The organism is uncultured Campylobacter sp., from assembly GCF_937980635.1.
GTDB lineage: Bacteria > Campylobacterota > Campylobacteria > Campylobacterales > Campylobacteraceae > Campylobacter_B.
In genome coordinates, this window is sequence record NZ_CALJPG010000023.1 from 76,537 (window position 1) to 94,838 (window position 18,302).

The window sequence follows — 18,302 nt, forward strand, 5'->3', positions numbered from 1 at the left end:
TTATCCTTTCACGATTTTTTCTAAACTCAAGCCGCCGTCCAGCACCGTTTGTTCGTCGTAAGCGCGCCCGATGAGCTGCGCGCTGATATTAAGAGCCTCTTTGCTTTTCGCTACCGGCACGGAGATTGCGGGAAGCCCCGCTAAATTTACGCCGATCGTGTAGATGTCGCTAAGATACGCACGCAGCGGATCGCTAAGCTCGCCGAATTTATACGCCACGCCCGGCGCGATCGGCATAAAGATCAAATCGGCGTCTTTTAAAATTTCCTCATATTCACTTTTGATGAAAGCCCTTGCCTTCTGCGCTTTGATGTAATACGCGTCGTAGTAGCCGCTGCTTAGCACGAAGGTGCCTAGAAGCATTCTTCTTTTGACCTCGTCGCCGAAGCCTTCGCCGCGAGTGTTGGCGTAGAGCTCTTTTAAATTTAGAGCCTTTGCGCGGTTTCCGTAGCGTACGCCGTCGTAGCGACTTAAATTTGCGCTAGCCTCGGCGGTGGCGATGATGTAGTAGGTCGCGATGTCGTATTTGGAGCTGCAAAGATCGCGGTAAATGATCTCATGCCCGAATGATTTTAGCTTTTCTATAGCCGAATTTAGAGCTTCTTTGACCTGCTGCGAGGCTTCGTCGATATAATTTTTTATAACGGCGATCTTAAGCTTGCGATCTGCGTTTAGCTTATCCGCGGTGCTTTCGTAAGCGCCCGCGTAGCTCGTGCTGTCCATCTCGTCGCGCCCTGCGATGATGTCGTATAAAATCGCCGCATCCTCGACGCTGCGCGTGATCGGTCCTATCTGATCGAGGCTGCTCGAATACGCCGCGAGCCCGTAGCGGCTGACCCTGCCGTAGCTCGGCTTAAAACCTACGCAGCCGCAAAATGCCGCCGGCTGGCGGATCGAGCCGCCCGTATCGCTTCCGAGTGCGGCTACGGCGATATTTGCCGCTACGGCAGCCGCGCTTCCGCCGCTGCTGCCGCCGGGTACGCGCGAGTGATCGGTCGGATTGAGAGTTTTGCCGTAGAATGAGCTCTCGGTCGTGCTTCCCATCGCAAACTCGTCCATATTCGTCCGCCCAAACGGCGCTAAACCGCGCTCGCGTAGCTTTTTGATCACCGTCGCGTCGTATGGCGCAACGTAGCCTTGCAAAATTTTACTCGCCGAGGTGACGCTCCAATCTTTTACCTGAATGTTATCTTTGATCGCGATCGGCACGCCCTCGCCGCTGATGTTTAGAGCCTCGCCCGTGAGCTGCTCGACGTAGGCGCCGAGCTCTTTGGTTTTTAAAATTTTATCCTTTAGCTCCGCTCTAAGCGCCGAAATTTCATCCGCGCTCAGCTTTAGAGCCTCTTTCAAACTTATCATCTGCCATCCTTAAATTTATTCACGAAATAGATCCCCACGCCCGTTGCTACGCAGATCAGCGCGATCGTAAAAAATACGAAGCCGAGACTTATGGGGCTAGCGAGCATGCATGACCTTCGCGCAGCGCGGGCAGAGCTCATCAGACTCTTTTGCGTTAAATTTCCAGCATCTCGGGCATTTGTGCTTAGAGGATTTTACGAGGCGGAAAATTTCGTCATTTATCTTAAACTCCGCCAGGGCAGGCCCGCTTTGCAGAGTGTCCACGTCGCTTACCATGAACCAATCCGCCACGCCTAGAATGTCGTTTGATAAAATTTCGTTCGAGCTCGTCTGCAAAATCAGCTCAAGCGTCGATTTGATGATCTTGTCCTTTTTAAGCGCGTCAATAAGCTCGAAAAATTTCTCCCTCGATTTGATTAAAATTTCGTCGAATTCTAGAAAATCGTCAAATTCTACCTGCTTGTAGATCAGATCAAAGACGTCTTCCTTGCCCTCTTTGATGATACGTGGCGCGAACTGCATTACTTCGTCGATCGTGTAGGTTAGCGTAGGCGCGATCAGAGGCAGCAGCGCTCGCGTGATCAGAGCTATCGCGCTTTGCGCGCTTCTGCGGCGCGGCTCGTCGGGTGCGTCGCAGTAGAGCCTGTCTTTGCAGATGTCAAGATAAATTCCGCTCAGATCGGCGCTTAAGAAATTTAGCAAGGCGTTGAAGCCCTTTGAAAAATCGTAGTTTCTAAACGCCGCTTCCGCGCCCGCAAAGGCGTTTGCCGCGCGCGTTAGGATCCAGCGGTCAAGCCGCGTAAAATTGCTCGTCTCGATCTCATTTAAATCACTGGTGCTTGCGAGCAGAAATCTTATAGTATTTCGGATCTTGCGGTACTGCTCGCTTACTTGCTTAAGGATATTGTCGCTGATCTTTAGATCGGTCGAATAATCGCTCATCGCGACCCAAAGGCGTAAAATTTCCACGCCGTGGCTCTTTGCGACCTCTTGCGGATAGACGACGTTTCCGACTGATTTACTCATCTTCTGGCCCTTCTCATCGACGGTAAATCCGTGCGTGAGGATGCTTTTGTACGGCGCGCATTCGTTGATCGCGCAGCTTAGAAGCAGTGAGCTTTGAAACCAGCCGCGGTGTTGGTCGCTACCCTCAAGATACATATCCGCAGGGAATTTGCCTGCATCGTAGGCGCCGCTTTGTAGCACTGCTTTCCACGTAGAGCCGCTATCGAACCAAACGTCTAAGATATCCATCACCTTTTCTAAATTTTCAGGCTTATAGCCGCTGTCCTGCGGTAAAAGCTCCGAAATTTCCATCTGCCACCAAGCATCCGCGCCCTTAGCCTTAAAAATTTCGTAGATATTATTTAAAATTTTCTCATCAAAAATCGGCTCTTTGGTGCTTTTATTGCGGAAAAACGCGATCGGCACGCCCCAATCCCTTTGGCGCGAGATACACCAATCAGGGCGGTTTTCTATCATCGAGGTAAGGCGGTTGATGCCGCTTTGCGGATAAAATTTAACCTTGCCGATCTCTTCTAATGCCACTTGGCGCAGCGTCTTACCGCTGAGTTTAGGCTCGTCCATCGCGATAAACCACTGCTTCGTCGCGCGGTAAATCACCGGCTTGTGCGTGCGCCAGCAGTGTGGATAGGAGTGGACGAATTTGCCGGATTTGATAAGCGCGGGGCCTAGAAGCTCTAAAATTTTCTCGTTTGCTTTGAAAATATGCATCCCCACGAGCTCATCTACGACGTCTGCGCGGAAGAGTTTTTTGGTTTTAAGTGTCTCGTCGAAACAGCCGCCCTCATCCACCGGCATAATCACCTCGATGCCGTATTTAAGACCTACGAAATAATCGTCCTCGCCGTGTCCCGGAGCCGTATGCACGAGCCCCGTGCCGCCGTCCATTAAAACGTGCTCGCCGAGGATAAATTTCGAAGCCCTATCGTTTAGCGGATTGATAGCGTTTAGGCCTTCAAGCTCGGTAGCCTTAAATTCTTTTACGATCTTGCCTTCTGTGATGCCCAGGCTTACGAGGCTTTCGACCAAAGGTTTTGCAAGGATCAAATTTTCGCTCGTCAGCGCATAAATTTCATTCGGGTTCAAAGATATCGCGCCGTTTGCGGGCAGCGTCCAAGGCGTGGTCGTCCAGATGACTGCTTTAGCGCCTTTCGCGCCGATTTTAGCGTTCGCTTCACTGCTTAGATCGAACGCCACGAAGATAGAGTAGTCCTCTTTGTCTTTATACTCGACCTCGGCTTCTGCAAGCGCGCTTTTTGCCGCCCAGCTCCAAAACACGGGCTTAGAGCGCTCGATTAGAATTCCTTTTTTTGCGATCTGGCAGAGCGCCTTGTAAATTTCAGCCTCAAACTCAAATTTTAGCGTCAGATACGGATCGTCCCAGTCGCCCAAAATCCCCATATCTTTAAATTCATTGCGCTGCACGTCAATAAATTCTTTGGCGTGCTGACGGCAAAGCTCGCGGATCTGCACTTTTGAAAGCGATTTTTTCCGCTCGCCTAGTTTGATCTCTACTTGCTGCTCGATCGGCAGACCGTGGCAGTCCCAGCCGGGCACGTAGCGGATATCCTCGCCGAAGAAATAATGGGTTTTGGTGATGATGTCTTTTAAAATTTTATTCAGCGCGTGGCCGATGTGGAGGTGTCCGTTAGCGTACGGCGGGCCGTCGTGGATATTAAAGCTGACGCTTGCGCCCTTGCGCCTAGCCTTCATCTTTTCGTAAATTTTACGCTCGTCGTACCATGCCTTAAACCTCGCAGGTTCGTTTTGCGGCAGCGCGCCTCGCATCGCAAAGTCTGTCGTAGGAAGAAAGAGAGTATCTTTGTAGTTCATATTTGTACCTTTTCGTGTCTTAAAAAATTTGTGAAGTTTATCCAAAACGCCATTAAAAAGCTCTGAAAGAGCAGCCTGCGTTTATGCTATAATGTGCGAAAATTTAATGAGGGTCTTTATGAAAAATATCATCCTTGTAATCGGCGAGGAGATCCGCTACGACACGGCTTTGATGAGCTATATTTCTCGCAGCTACGAGCGGGTTTTTGGGCGGATGGACGATCTGAAATTCTTAAGCGAAAACGATAAGGTTTTGCCCTTCGCGCTTGAAAAAATGATCGATTCGTACGATTTCATCACGATCTTTGCGGCAAACTCCGCCTATGCGGTCGTCGGTAAAATTTTATCGACGCTCTCTTTCGATTCGCTTGAGCTGAAAAACGGAGAGACCCTAGCGCCCTCGATGGCGCGAACGGTCGCGAAAAACAGCTTTCTGTTAAACGTCAGAGGTTGCTCGGTAAACGTGATCAAGGCGCTTTGCTTGCAGAGCTTGCCGCCGATCCTTCAAGACGCGCCGAGCGCGGGCGAGAGCTTTTATCTTTTCGATTGCGAATACGAAAGCGTAAAGCAGCGCCTAGAAAGCCTCGCGATCAGTTATAAAATTTCGCTTACGATCAGTAGGCCCTGCTCCTTTTTGCTGCTCGTGCGCGCCAGTGCGATGAAATTCGGAGCGCTAGACGCGTTTTTACAAAGCGTCGGGAAGTATTATGAGAGCTGCTATATCGAAGGCGGCGATTTTATGGGCTTTGTGGTGGATAGACTGCGCGAGATAGGCGCTAAGATCACCTTCGCCGAAAGCTGCACCGCAGGGCTCATCGCCGCAAAATTCGGCGCAGTTGCGGGCGTGAGCGACGTTTTTGACGGCTCGCTCGTAAGCTACGCCAACGAGATAAAAAATCTCTGGCTCAACGTAGGCAAAGATACGCTCGCTCGCTACGGCGCGGTAAGCGCGCAGACCGTGGGCGAGATGCTGGAGGGCGCGCTGCAAAGCAGCGGGGCGAGCTTTGCTCTTGCGGTAAGCGGTATCGCGGGTCCCGGCGGCGGAAGCGCGCAAAAGCCCGTAGGAACGGTCTTTATCGGCGCAAAGGAGCAGGGCGGCAAACAGATCGTCGGGGAATTTCATCTAAAAGGCGATCGAAACTATATCCGCGAACAAAGCGCCGATATCGCTATCTGCTTGCTTTTAAAGCTTAGAAGCGATCTGTTTTTCGGGCGGCTTCCAAGCGCGATTGCTAGGGATGAAATTTAAAGGAGCGGATTTTGAAAAGACTAATTTTGAAAGGATGTGGACGCGATTTAGCGCAGAAATTTATCCGAGCGAGCGGCGAGCCGGGCTTTGGACGGCTGCGTAATTTCGTTTCGGCGGGCAGCGGGCAAAATTTTACTTCGGCGTACGTTGGGCAGAATTTTATCAAGATCGGCAGCGGGCAAAATTTTATCTCGGCGCAGGACGGATTAAATTTTATCTCGGCGGGTCGCGCTAGAAATTTTAGTTTTATAAATGATTTTAGCTTTTTAAACGCGGCGCGAAATTTTACTTTGGCGCTAGTCGCGACGTGCGTTTTGGGCGGCTGCGACGGCGGATCGGACGCGCAAAATCGCGAGCAAAGCGCGCGCTCGGAACAGAATTTTAGCGCGGGTAATCAAGGGCAAAATTTTAATAAAAGCACGGATAGCTCGGGGCGAAATTCCGTTCAAAGCTCCACACAAAATTCTATGCAAGGCTCCACGCAAAATTCCGTGCCGCAGGGCTTTGAGAGCAAGCAAAAATCCGATCTAAATTCCACGATAGATGAGCTTGCAAACGATGCTAAAGTTTTGGGCGAGGCTTTGCAAAAATTGCAGAAAAAGGCGCCCGAAGCGCTGAGCGATTTTGCCGCTCGCAACGCGAATAGGACCAAGGATCTGCTAAAGCAGGGCGAGGCGGCGGCACGCGAGGCCGGCAAAAACCTTGATAAAATGGGGCAGAGCCTACAGGGAATCATCAAGGATGCAAACGAGAGCCTAGGTAAGGTCTTGGAGGGCTTTGGCGCGCAGCCCAGACAGGAGCTGCGCGGCGGGCGCTCGCAGGAGCGCGATGATAATTCAGATCCTGAAGAGGCGGCTGGTAGGCAAAGCTTTAGAATTTAAATTACGCTAAATTCTACTCAAAATTTTTTGTTGCAACTACCACCCACAGGAAAGCGGCAAGTCTTCGCAGGAGCGTAATGAGCCTGCACGAAAGGGGGGGCAGACACTCATAAGAGCGCGATGAGCACCCACAGCCCGACGACGGAACCGATGGCAAGGTTGTATAGTTTAAAGCACGGCTAGATTTCATCTAAATTTTATTTGTTGTGGCAAATGCTTGCAGAGAAACGATGCTAAATTTTATTAAAATTTCCCCTGCGCGGCGGTTTCGTTAAAATTTTACTCGCGCGAGCCTCCGCAATGGAATATAAATATTTGCAAAGAAGTGGTAAACCTCTGTAAAACGCGACGAGTGCCCCGAGGGCGAGCATTTCTAAATAAAGCGCGAGTAGTGGATGAAGTTTGGAATTCAAAGCTCACGCCCTTTGAAGCCGCTGTCAAAGAGAAGCGGACAGCGGCCGGTAAAGCTTTAGAATTTAAGGCTGCTTGCGATAAAACGAGAAAAATTTTACGAAGTAGGGCTATAATGCGCCCCGCAATTTCAAATTTAAAGGATAGAAATGAAAACTCTCATTATTTTGGCTCATCCAAATATCGCAAACTCGCTTGTAAACCGCCACTGGAGGGATGCTGTGCTAGCGCATCCCGATAAGTTCGAGCTTCATGATCTCTACGCGCTTTATGCGGATTTTAAAATCGATGTGGAAAAGGAGCAAAAACTGCTCGAAAGCCACGATAAAATCGTGCTTCAGTTTCCGTTTCGTTTTTCAAACTGCACGCCGCTTCTTAAGCAGTGGTTTGAGGATGTTTTTACGCGCGGCTGGGCTTATGGCACAGAGAGCGGCGGCAAGCTTAAAGGCAAAAAATTCGCGCTTGCGATCTCGCTTGGCGCGACCGAGGCAAACTACTCTAAAAACGGCATCGTGGGCTTTAGCGTGGATGAGGTGCTAGCGCCATTTAAAGCTACGTTTAATTTCGTCGGCGCAACGACTATGCCTAATTTCGTCTCATACGGCTTTACTTACGATAAAAGCGAGCAAGCTGTAGAAAATAGCGCGAAAAATTATATAGAGTATTTAAATAAGCTTTAAATTCTTTGCTTTTCTAGCCGCCCGTTGCGCGTAAAGCTTTAAAATTTTACGTAAGTAGCGCGGCGGATTTTTTAAAATTTTCGCTCAAGAAGCTCAAATTTAATCCCAAAATTTTTAAATTTTACTCTAAAATCCCACTCGCGCTTCGTATGCGAACTCAAATGAAATTTCAAGCAAAATTATGCGTCTAAATTTGAGCCCTGCTCTTAAATTTTAAAATTTTATCAGAGATTTTTTTATACAATTACGGCTGAAATTCGGCCCAAAAAAGGAGAGGGAATGTATAAGCTAAAGCATCTTCTTAGCGCGCAGGATCTGAGCCGCGAGGACATCTACGACTTTATAGATCTGGCGCGCGAGTTTAAAGCGCTCAACCGCTCTGACGTCAAAAAATCCGACTCGCTTCGCGGCAAGACGGTCATCAACGCGTTTTTCGAAAACTCCACCCGTACCCGCACTAGCTTTGAGATCGCAGCCAAGCGCCTGGGCGCGGACAGCGTAAATTTCACCGCCGCAGACAGCAGCACGAAAAAGGGTGAGACGCTGATTGACACCATCAGAAATATGCAGGCGATGCGCACGGATATCTTCGTGCTGCGCCACAGCTGCTCGGGCGCGGCGAAATTTGTCGCGGCCAACTGCGATGCATCGATCGTAAATGCGGGCGACGGGCTGAACGAGCACCCGAGCCAGGCGCTGCTGGATCTTTTTACTATCAGCGAGCACAAGGGCAGGATCGAGAATTTAAACGTCGCGATCATCGGCGATATATTTCGCTCGCGCGTGGCTAGAAGCGACATCTGGGCGATGCGAAAGCTCGGCATAAACGTGCGGCTCTTCGGTCCTCCGATGATGCTGCGCGACTGCGACGCGTTCGGCTGCCCGATATGCAAAAGCGTGGAGGAGGCGATCGAGGGCGCCGACGTCATCATCATGCTTAGAATTCAGCTTGAGCGGCAAGACGGCGAGCCGAGCTTTCCGAGCGTGCGCGAGTACTCGAAATTTTTCGGACTTACCGCTAAGAGGATGCAAGCAGCGAAAGAGGGCGTCATGATAATGCATCCCGGCCCGATCAATCGCGGCGTGGAGATCAACTCCGACGTAGCCGACGATCCGCGCTATAGCTGCGTTTTAGATCAGGTAGAAAATGGCGAGGCGATGCGAATGGCGATACTTCATACGATAAATTTAAACAGGAGCGCACGATGAAAATTTTGATAAAAAACGGCACTATCGTTAATTGGGGCGGCAGCGAGGAGGCGAATGTCCTGATCGAGGGCGATAAAATTTCAAAGATCACGCGCGAGTGTCCCGCCGCAGACCGCGTCATAGACGCTGCGGGCAAGCTCGTGATGCCTGGGCTCATCGATATGCACGTGCATTTTAGAGATCCCGGGCTCGAATACAAAGACGACGTCATCAGCGGCAGCGAAACTGCGGTCGCAGGCGGCGTGACGACCTGCCTCCCGATGGCAAATACCAAACCCGTAAACGACAACTCCAGCATCACTCGGGCGATGATCGCCAAGGCTAAGGGGCGCGGGCTTATCGATCTGCTACCTATAGGCGCGATCTCGCAGGACTGCAAGGGCGCAAAGATCGTCGAGATGGGCGATATGCTTGAGGCGGGCTGCGTGGCCTTCAGCGACGACGGGCTGCCCGTGACCGACAGCTCCGTGATGCGACAGGCGCTTGAATACTCCGCGCACTTCGGCTCATTCGTGATAAATCACAGCGAGGATTGCTCGCTTTGCCACGGCGGCGTGATGAACGAGGGCAAGATAAGCGCGATCCTCGGTCTAAAGGGGATGGCAAGCGAAAAAGAGGAGATTATGATCGCGCGCGATCTGCTGCTTGCCAAAAAGACGGGCGGCCACATCCACATCGCGCACGTAAGCTCGGCGTGGTCGCTAAAGCTCATAAAGCAGGCTAAGCGCGAGGGTATCCGCGTCACCTGCGAAGCTACGCCGCATCACTTCACTTTCGACGAGCGCGAGCTGATGGGATACGATACGAATTTTAAAATGTCGCCGCCGCTTCGCACCCAAAACGACGTGCAGGCGATCAGAGAGGCGCTTAAAAGCGGTCTGATTGACGCCATCGTGACCGATCACGCTCCGCACAATACCGACGATAAATTCGTAGAATTTGATCACGCGCCGTTTGGAATTTTGGGGCTTCAAACCCTCGTGCCGCTTACGCTTCGGCTCGTAAACGAGGGCGTCATCAGTCTTGAAGACATGGTGCGGCTGTGCTCGTTTAACCCGGCTAAAATTCTAAATTTAAAAGACAAGGGCGAGATCAAAGAGGGCTTTTTAGCCGACATCGCGATCATCGATCCGCAGATTTCCTACGTTTACGATGAGGCGCTAAATAAGTCCAAATCGCGCAACTCGCCGCTTTTCGGCAAGCAGCTTACGGGCGCTGCGGTTTGCACGATCAAAAGCGGCCGCGTGGTCTATGAGTTTCCAAACGTCGTAGCGTAGGGCGCTTGCGGCGTAGAGCTTGCGAGCGGCGACTTGCGGGCGGAGCTTGCGAGTGGTAGCTTGCCGACGAGCGGTATTCGTAGCGCAAATGGCGCTATTGCTTAATTTTAAATTTAGCTAGTTTGGACGCAACGGCTTGCTTTTAAAATTTTGCGGTGCGATCGGTTCATTTTAAATTTAGCGGCAGCGCAGGCGCGGCGATTTGTCTTTAAAATTTCATAGCGCGTTTTGCTCGGTATCGGCGCGATCTTTGATCCAGTAGCGCGATCGCCTTGCTTAAATTTATCGGTAGCTCGGTGTGGTAACTTGCTTTTAAAATTTCATAGCGCGAGCGCGATTGAAATTTCTTTAAAGCGGTTTGTCATTTTTAAAGTGCGCGTAAATTTAACGCACATCGCCTTGCCTGTGCCGCTCGTAGATTTTGCCTTCGGAATTTTTATCCGTGCCCGTGCGCGAGCTGCTCTTAAATTTATAGCGGCACCTTTTTTTGATGCGGCAGCTGCTTTTAAATTTATGTTCGCAGCGGTTGAGAATTTTATCTTTGCGCAAATTTTATCGTGATTAAATTTGTCGTTAGGGCGCAAAATTTTAAAATTTTGCCGCCGCTAGCTTTTGGCGCGGAGCATAAATAATTCGCCGCATGAACGGGAGCGGTCGAAATTTAAAGGATATCTATGAACGGTGAAATATATCTCTCGTGCGCGCTGTGCGTCGCGCTAAAATCAGCTCTGCGCAGCAATCCTAAGCCACTGCCGCAAGATCAAAAATATATAAAATATTTAAATTTTGAGTTTGCGGAGGAACATTTCCGCACCGCAGAGGGCGCGAGCCGCGCAGTGCAGGACAGCGTAAACGACGCAAGTAAAGCTGCGGAGCAAAAAGATACGTACGGCGTAGCGCATGGCGGCGCGACGGACGAAGCCAGAGAAAGCGACGAGGCAGTGAAACAAAAGCGCGCGAACAGAAAAGAAGCGGCTAGTAAAAAAGGCGCCGACGAAAGCACGGGCTTGTCACTTTTGCAAAAGGCGCGCAAATTTTTTACCGAACAAGTCGCGCAAAAAGGGCGCGAGGACGAGCCGATCTCCGCACGGCGGCGTTGGATAGAGCAGTGCCTAAAGCTCGGTCTGAAGGACGCGGGACTTAGTATTCCAACTTTCGTAAAAGATAGAGCGCTTTTGGGCTTTTCGGGGATGAACGTAAACGGCATCGTCTGCCGCTTTGAGGACTTTGACGGCGTTTTTACGCCTGATTGGAAATACGATCGCGACAAAAAGGCTTGGTATGTGAAATACGTCGAGCGCCTTTGGCGCGGGATGCCGCGGGATGCGCTAAACGCGCGCGATAACAGCGCGGAATTCGGGAATGTTTTAGTGCAAATCAGGGATTTCGCGAGCAAGATAGGCTGCGAAAACTTTGCGCAGACGTTTGATAATGCGCTTAAGACGCTGCGGGGCGAAGTCGCTGTGGGCGAGTATTACGCCGTTTCGTTTGCAGCGCTGCCGCAGCCGAGCTTGAGGGCGTTTGCCGCGGCGGGGATCGCCGATGTATTCGGTGCGATGGGCTCTTGGGACGATGAGCCGCCGTCTATGGCGCAAGAAATGGGGCTCGGGGACGAATATGACCGCCTCTCGGACGAGCTCTTGGCGCAGAAAAACTTAGCGATTTTATTTGCGATAAACGGCTGGTAGGGCTTTAGGGCTTTGGCACAAGAGCTAGAAAGCGCGCTAGGCCTCTATCGTCACAGGCCTATCAAACGCCGTTACGCTCGGCAGTTCGCCTTTAAATTTCTCGATCTGCGCCATGCTCGTGTGCGCGGTGTTGCTTTGCGAGAGCTGCGAGCTTGGCACGTCCTTGGTTAGCACGTTTATGTTGCCGTGCTTGCATAAGCTGCGCTCGCCCCAGACGGCGGGATCGTACCACGCGCCCTCGCTCACGATCACGACGTTATCTTGCGCGGTATCGCTTACCAACGCGCCGCAGAGGATCTCGCCTCGGTCGTTGTATATCCTTACTACGTCGCCCGTTTTGATGCCGCGCGCCTTTGCCGTGGCGGGGCTAATGAGCGCGGGTTCGCGGTTCGCGATCTCGGCGTAGTTGCGGATGAGCGAGCTGTTTAGCTGCGAGTGGAGCCTAAATTTAGAGTGCGCACCGCTGATAGCGACCGGATACTTGCTCACGTCGCCGCCCAGCCACTCAAAGGGCTCCATCCACGTCGCGTGCGGCGGACAGTCGGGATATCCTAGCTTTTCGACCGCCTCGGAGTAGAGCTCGATCTTGCCCGACGGGGTTTTTAGAGCGTTTTTCTCGGGATCGGCGCGGAAGTCCGAGTAGTTTGTGAAGTATCTCTTTTTCTCGTCTACTTGATCAAATTTGACGTAGCCCTTTTGCCAAAACTCCTCAAATTTAGGCATCGCTATGCCCATGCCTTCAGCCTTTTGAACTGCATCGGCATAAATTTCTTTCACCCACTCAAGCTCCGTTTTGCCCTCGCTAAAGGCCTGCTCGTACTCCTCGCCCCACTGCGCGCAGATGAGCCTCGCGATCTCAAAGTCGCTCTTGCTCTCGCCCGCGGGCTTTACTAGCGGCTTAATCGCAAAAAGGTACTCGCTAGTGGAGTTTGCAAACTCTATATCCGTGCGCTCGCACTCCAGAGCCGACGGCAGCACGATGTCGCTGAGCCTCGCCGTACTCGTCCAAAAGGGCTCGGTGGTGATGATCGCTTCGATCTTTTTCATCGCTTCGACCGCGCGGTTAGTGTCGGGGTGACGGGTGAAGGTCGAGCCGTTGGCGTTAAACATTACTCGGATATGCGGCATGACGTATTTTTTGCCGTTGCGCTCGATTTGCTTGCCCGGCTCCATGATCGCGTCTATGAGCCTGCTGTTTGGTATCTCGTGGTATTTGGCTTTGGCTAGCTTGCCTTGCGGGGCGATGTATTTTTCGTTTATCGCTGGATTAAAGGCCTGAAGCTTTGGCGCGATGAAGCTAATATCGGCGTTTTTATGCATCTGATCGTTCATCACGTATCCGCGCCCGGTCTTGCCGATGTCGCCTAGCATCGCAGCCAGCGTGATGAGCGCCCAGTACGCCATCTCGCCGTGGTGCTGTCGCTGTATCGCATAGCCCGTGACTATAAGCGTATCTTTTTTAGCTAGCGTATCGGCTAGGCTTTTTAGCTCCTTTTCGCTCACGCCGCAAATTTTACTCGCCCACGCAAGATCCTTTTTCACGCCGTCTTTCGCGCCGGTGAAATACTCTTTAAATTTATCAAACCCGACCGTGTAGCGCTCAATAAACTCTTTGTCGTAAAGCCCGTTTTCGTAAAGATATTCGCAAAGCCCAATCAGCATCGCCGTATCGGTGCAAGGGCGCACGGCGAGATAGTGCGCGCCGAAATACTCCGCCGTTTCGTTGCGGTAGACGTCGACGCTGTAAATTTTCATCTCGCCTTTTTTAAATTTCTCTTTCATAATCTCGTAGTAGGCGTAGGAGTTATGCATCGGCACGCCGATAGCGATCTTGTTTGAGACGACTGGGTTCGTGCCCCAAAACACGATCGTTTTAGCCTCCTTTACCACGCCCTCCCAGCGCGTAGGATTATGCGTCGGATCGATAGAACCGGTCACGTGAGGCAAAAACGCCGTCGCCGCGCCGTATGAGTAGCCGCCAAGCTCGCTCACGTAGCCTCCTAGCGCGTTTAGCATACGCTTTGCGGTGCGCTGCGAGTGGCCGACCTTGCCTAGGCTGCCCCACTGATAAAGCTGCCCGTAAATGGCCTCCGAGCCGTATTTGTCGAAGTTTTCTTTTAAAATTTTAGCGCTTAGCTTTATCGCCTCGTCCCAGCTAACGCGCACGAAGGGCTCTTTGCCGCGAAGCTCCGGTTTTGGATTTGAGGGATCGGCTAGGAAGCTTTTGCGCACGTAGGGGTATTTCACGCGCGTTTCGTTTTGGATGTGATCGCTTAGAGCGTTATTTAGCACCGTTGGCATCGCGTCGCCCTCAAAGGGCTCGGTGCCAACGACCCTGCCGCCGATGGTTTGGACGTAAAACGCGCCGAATTTATTCGCGCAAAGCCCCATCTGCTCGTCAAATATCGCCTGCGCCGCCGCGTCAAACTGTTTTGCTTGCGCCGATGCCGCAGCCAGCGCGCCTAGTTTTAGAAAATCTCGTCTTTTCATGGTTTTTCTCCGTTAAATTTAAATTTGTTTGTTGGTTTGGTTTAAATTTAGCGGGATTTATGAGGTTGAACTTTGCATCGTTTGCCTTTTATCGTATTACGCGACCTCGCGTCTTAGCGATGATTTTACGAAATTTAGGCTTAATTTGCCATTTATCTATGGCACTGCGGCGAAATTAAATTTTTATACGCAGTTGCTGCTAAAGGAGCTTATCTATCAGCGCGTATCCCCACAGCGCGGCGTTGAGAAATAGGCTCATCATCACCGCCGTGCTTGCGGTGTCTTTGGCGCCCTTGGCTAGCGGGTGGATTTCGCTCGTGGCAAGATCGACCGCGCGCTCAATAGCTGAGTTTATGCACTCGGTTGTGAGCGTAAAGACCGCGCCGAAGATCAAAAATAGATTTAGAGTCGCACCGAAATTCCAAAAAAATAGCGACAGCAGAAGCGGCATGAACACGCAAAGCTCGAGTCTAAAGCTACGCTCGCTGCGAAGCATCTCGGCAAGACCCGCCATCGCGTAGCCCCAGTTGGCAAAAAATCGGTATTTGGGCTGATTGCGCATAATTTTCCTTTAAATTTAGTCAAAATTTCGTATAATCATACCAAAATTTTTGCGCCAAAGGCTAAATTTGAAACTGATTAGTTGGAATGTAAACGGACTGCGCGCAGTGCTCGGCAAAGACGGCTTTGCGTGGCTTGCGGAGCAAAACCCCGATTTTTTGGGCTTGCAAGAGATCAAGGTGAGCGAAAAGGACGCTCCGAAAGGGCTTTATGAGCTCGGATTTTCTCAGATCGATCTAAATTCTGCCGCTCGCGCGGGCTATTCGGGCGTGGCGAGCCTAGCGAAATTTAAAAGCGAGACAAGCAAGGCGCTGTTTTTCCCAGACGATGAGGGGCGCGTGTTGCAGCACCGCTTCGGCGATGTCGTGCTTTTTAATATATACTTTCCTAACGGCCAAAAAGACGAGGCGCGGCTAGCTTACAAGATGGAATTTTACGCGAAATTCTTAGCCTACGCGTGCAGCCTCGCGGAGCAGGGGCTCGGAGTGATATTTTGTGGCGACGTAAATACCGCGCACCGCGAGATCGATCTTGCAAACCCCAAAGCAAACTCCAAAATCTCGGGCTTTTTGCCGATCGAGCGGGCGTGGCTCGATGAGGTGGAGACAGCGGGCTTCGTGGACACTTTCCGTGCCGTGCACGGCGAGCTGCGGGACGCCTACTCGTGGTGGAGCTACCGCTTTAACGCGCGCGCAAAAAACGTAGGCTGGCGGATCGATTATTTTTTCATCTCGGCTAATTTGCGCTCGCGGCTAAAGGACGCTTTCATCCTAAGCGATGTGATGGGCAGCGACCACTGCCCCGTGGGCATCGAGATCGAAATTTAGCTGGGTTAAATTTCGCGCCGCGAGCTTTGATTTGCGCGGTTTGCGAGTGGCTCGCAGGCGTGAGGCGTTTTCGCGGCTGCGAGCGAGCAAGGACATTTTGCGGTAGCGATGATAATATTTCCGCAGTGGCTCAGTTGCTTTTGGCTCGCGGATTTGGCGCTTGCGAGCCGCTTTTGCGGCAAAGTAGCGCACAAATTTAACGCTTGCGGGCAGGATGCTTCCACGGCGGCGCGAGTATGGGCTTTCGTAACCGCTTGCAAGATTGCGTCCGAGCGGGTGCTCGCAGACCTAGATGCCGCCCTGACGGCTCGCGCGGATCAAAACAGATCGCGCATAAACGCTGCGCGATAAAATTTTAAATTTAAGGAGAGAAGATGTTGAGCGATATCGAAATAGCAAATGCGGCGAAGCCGGATAAAATTTCAAACGTTGCGAAAAATTTGGGGCTTAGTGAGGATGAGATCGAGCTGTACGGCCACTACAAAGCCAAGCTAAATATCAAGCTGCGCTCGCGCGCTTCGAAGCTTATTTTGGTCACGGCGACCAATCCGACGCCGTTTGGCGAGGGCAAGACTACGACCTCTATCGGTCTAGCCGACGCGCTAAAGCGTCTAGGCAAAAGCGTCTGCCTTGCGCTGCGTGAGCCGTCGCTGGGACCAGTTTTTGGTATCAAAGGCGGCGCCGCGGGCGGCGGGTACTCGCAACTGGTGCCGATGGATGATCTAAATTTGCATTTTAACGGCGATTTTCACGCGATTACCTCCGCAAACAATCTCATTTCGGCGGTCATCGACAACTCGCTGTATCAAGAAAACCCGCTAAAGATCGAGAAAATTTTATGGAAGCGCTGCATGGATATGAACGATCGCGCGCTGCGCCACATCACCGTAGGACAGGGCGGGCGCACCGACGGAGTGCAGCGCGAGGACGGCTTTAATATCACCGCAGCTAGCGAGATAATGGCGGTGCTGTGCCTCTCAAACGATCTTGCCGAGCTTAAAGAAAACATCGCAAACATCATGGTCGCCTACGATACGCAGGGAGAGCCGATATATGTGCGCGATCTGGGCTGCGCGGATGCCGTGGCGATCCTGCTAAAAGACGCGATAAAGCCTAATCTCATCCAAAGCCTAGAGCACACGCCTGCACTCGTGCACGGAGGACCCTTTGCAAATATCGCGCACGGCTGCAACTCCATAATGGCGAGCAAGTTAGCTATAAGTCTTGCAGATTACGCTGTGACGGAGGCGGGCTTTGGAAGCGAGCTGGGGGCTGAAAAATTTATCGACATCAAGTGCCGCCGCGCGGGTATCGCTCCGGATGCCGCGGTGCTGGTTAGCACGATCCGCTCTCTTAAATACAACGGCGGCGCGGATAAAGAAAATATCGCGAGCCCGGATCTTGCCGCGCTTCAAAGAGGCATCGTAAATTTAGGCGGGCATATTGAAATTTTACAAAACTTCGGGCTAAATCCTGTCGTGGCGCTTAACCGCTTTAGCTTCGATAGCGACGGCGAGATCGCTTTCGTGCGCGATTACTGCAAGCAGCGCGGCGTGCAGATGGCGATTTGCGAAAATTTCGCCAAAGGAGGCGAGGGCGCGCTTGAGCTAGCCCGTCTCGTAGTAGATGAGTGCGAGCGCGCCAAGGAGCTTAAATTCGCCTACGAGCTTAGCGACGATACGGCGAGCAAGATCGAAAAGATCGCTACTAAAATTTACGGCGCGAGCGAGGTCGTTTTCGAACCGGAAGCGCAAAAGGCGCTACAGCATATCAAGGCCTTGGGGCTTGAGCGGCTAAACGTCTGCATCGCCAAGACGCAGTATAGCTTCAGCGACGATGCCAAGGCGCTTGGGCGTGCGCGCGGCTTTAAGCTCAGCGTCAAAGATCTTCAGATCCGCACGGGAGCAGGCTTCATCGTCGCCGTCTGCGGCAAGATAATGCTTATGCCGGGGCTACCGAAGGTTCCTAACGCGCTAAATATGAAGATCACTAGCAATGGCGTTATAAGCGGGCTGGCGTGAAATTTTATTTTCGGCGCCCGAAGCCAAAGCCTAAAATTCCGCGCTTGGGCGGTAAAATTTAGCTGCGGGCTTCGGCGGCGATAAATTTTGCTTGTAGGTTGCGACGAGTTTATCGCGCCCCGGTTTTATCGCGTCATGGTTTTGCTACGCTCGAGCTTTATCGCGCCGGGTTTTAGCCAGTCGAGTTTTGATTGGTCGGATTGGTCGGATTGGTCGGATTGGTCGGATTGGTCGGATTGGTCGGATTTCGGCCCGCCGGGTTCGTCCCGCGAAATTTCATTAAATTCTGCGTAAAATTTGCACGGGTTTGGCATTTGAAATTCCGCTCGCAAAATTCCGCGCAAAAACCGGGCGCAAGATCTTAAATCGAGCCGTCCGCGAGCTTGCGAGCTCACTCGCGGCGAGATTTAAAATTTCATAATGTGCGAGCTCGCCGTAAAATTTAAAATTTCACGCGGCTGCGCACAGTGTCATGTGTCGTTACGAGATTCTAAATTTCATGTCGAGCGCACCGTGAAATTAATCCGTCGGTCGCGCAGCCGATCGCCGCACGATCTAAAATTCGCGCTTGCGCCGCGACATACGCCGCTGCGAGTTAAATTATGCGGCAGGCGAGCTAAATTTTACGCTCACGCGATCAGTCATGTTGGCGGAGGTTTGCGGCGCCCGGATTAAATTTTACGCACTGCCATGCGGTGCCTGCAGTGGGCGCGGATGTCTGATCTGCTCTGCTTGCAAAGGCGCAGGCGGGCTATAGCTGCGCGGCAGTAGAGCTAAATTTTACGAGCCGCTG

The 18,302-nt window shown here is 51.9% G+C and carries 14 protein-coding genes; 10 read left to right on the plus strand and 4 right to left on the minus strand.

Annotation, left to right across the window (positions count from 1 at the left end):
- Nucleotides 1–1,359, minus strand: a complete 1,359-nt coding sequence (gatA, locus tag Q0460_RS06855) for an Asp-tRNA(Asn)/Glu-tRNA(Gln) amidotransferase subunit GatA (protein ID WP_299086076.1) — start codon at nt 1,357–1,359, stop codon at nt 1–3.
- A 96-nt stretch (nt 1,360–1,455) separates the two neighbouring features.
- Nucleotides 1,456–4,215, minus strand: a complete 2,760-nt coding sequence (gene ileS, locus Q0460_RS06860) for an isoleucine--tRNA ligase (RefSeq protein WP_299086077.1) — start codon at nt 4,213–4,215, stop codon at nt 1,456–1,458.
- A 118-nt stretch (nt 4,216–4,333) separates the two neighbouring features.
- On the opposite strand from ileS, the gene Q0460_RS06865 reads away from it, so the two are divergent.
- The 7 genes from Q0460_RS06865 (at nt 4,334) to Q0460_RS06895 (ending at nt 11,610) form a co-directional block, all read left to right on the plus strand.
- Nucleotides 4,334–5,464 (plus strand): CinA family protein, encoded by a 1,131-nt coding sequence (locus Q0460_RS06865; protein WP_299086078.1) that lies wholly within the window; start codon nt 4,334–4,336, stop codon nt 5,462–5,464.
- Nucleotides 5,465–5,475: 11 nt separating this feature from the next.
- Nucleotides 5,476–6,345 carry a hypothetical protein gene (locus tag Q0460_RS06870; protein ID WP_299086079.1) on the plus strand — a complete coding sequence of 290 codons (870 nt, stop codon included), beginning with the start codon at nt 5,476–5,478 and terminating at the stop codon, nt 6,343–6,345.
- A gap of 560 nt (nt 6,346–6,905) precedes the next feature.
- Complete coding sequence (locus tag Q0460_RS06875; protein ID WP_299086080.1) at nt 6,906–7,436, plus strand: NAD(P)H-dependent oxidoreductase; 531 nt, start codon at nt 6,906–6,908, stop codon at nt 7,434–7,436.
- Between the two features lie 279 nt (nt 7,437–7,715).
- Nucleotides 7,716–8,645 carry an aspartate carbamoyltransferase catalytic subunit gene (locus tag Q0460_RS06880; protein ID WP_297901164.1) on the plus strand — a complete coding sequence of 310 codons (930 nt, stop codon included), beginning with the start codon at nt 7,716–7,718 and terminating at the stop codon, nt 8,643–8,645.
- Entirely contained in the window at nt 8,642–9,922 is a 1,281-nt protein-coding gene (locus Q0460_RS06885; protein ID WP_299086081.1) for a dihydroorotase family protein, read from the plus strand. Before Q0460_RS06880 ends, Q0460_RS06885 begins: the two co-directional genes overlap by 4 nt.
- A 228-nt stretch (nt 9,923–10,150) precedes the next feature.
- Complete coding sequence (locus tag Q0460_RS06890; protein ID WP_299086082.1) at nt 10,151–10,483, plus strand: hypothetical protein; 333 nt, start codon at nt 10,151–10,153, stop codon at nt 10,481–10,483.
- 113 nt (nt 10,484–10,596) lie between these two features.
- Nucleotides 10,597–11,610: a hypothetical protein gene (locus Q0460_RS06895; protein WP_299086083.1), complete on the plus strand. Its 1,014-nt coding sequence runs from the start codon at nt 10,597–10,599 to the stop codon at nt 11,608–11,610.
- A gap of 36 nt (nt 11,611–11,646) precedes the next feature.
- Here the strand turns inward: Q0460_RS06895 and Q0460_RS06900 are convergent, their stop codons facing one another.
- Both Q0460_RS06900 and Q0460_RS06905 read right to left on the minus strand, forming a co-directional pair.
- Complete coding sequence (locus Q0460_RS06900) at nt 11,647–14,100, minus strand: molybdopterin-dependent oxidoreductase (RefSeq protein WP_299086084.1); 2,454 nt, start codon at nt 14,098–14,100, stop codon at nt 11,647–11,649.
- Nucleotides 14,101–14,299: 199 nt separating this feature from the next.
- On the minus strand, nt 14,300–14,662 hold the full coding sequence (locus tag Q0460_RS06905) for a diacylglycerol kinase (protein ID WP_299086085.1): 363 nt from the start codon (nt 14,660–14,662) through the stop codon (nt 14,300–14,302).
- A 67-nt stretch (nt 14,663–14,729) separates the two neighbouring features.
- On the opposite strand from Q0460_RS06905, the gene Q0460_RS06910 reads away from it, so the two are divergent.
- From Q0460_RS06910 to Q0460_RS06920, 3 genes are all read left to right on the plus strand, one after another.
- Entirely contained in the window at nt 14,730–15,488 is a 759-nt protein-coding gene (locus Q0460_RS06910) for an exodeoxyribonuclease III (protein WP_299086086.1), read from the plus strand.
- A gap of 108 nt (nt 15,489–15,596) precedes the next feature.
- Nucleotides 15,597–15,839 (plus strand): hypothetical protein, encoded by a 243-nt coding sequence (locus tag Q0460_RS06915; protein WP_299086087.1) that lies wholly within the window; start codon nt 15,597–15,599, stop codon nt 15,837–15,839.
- A 23-nt stretch (nt 15,840–15,862) separates the two neighbouring features.
- Entirely contained in the window at nt 15,863–17,509 is a 1,647-nt protein-coding gene (locus Q0460_RS06920; protein WP_299086088.1) for a formate--tetrahydrofolate ligase, read from the plus strand.
- Nucleotides 17,510–18,302 lie beyond the last annotated feature (793 nt).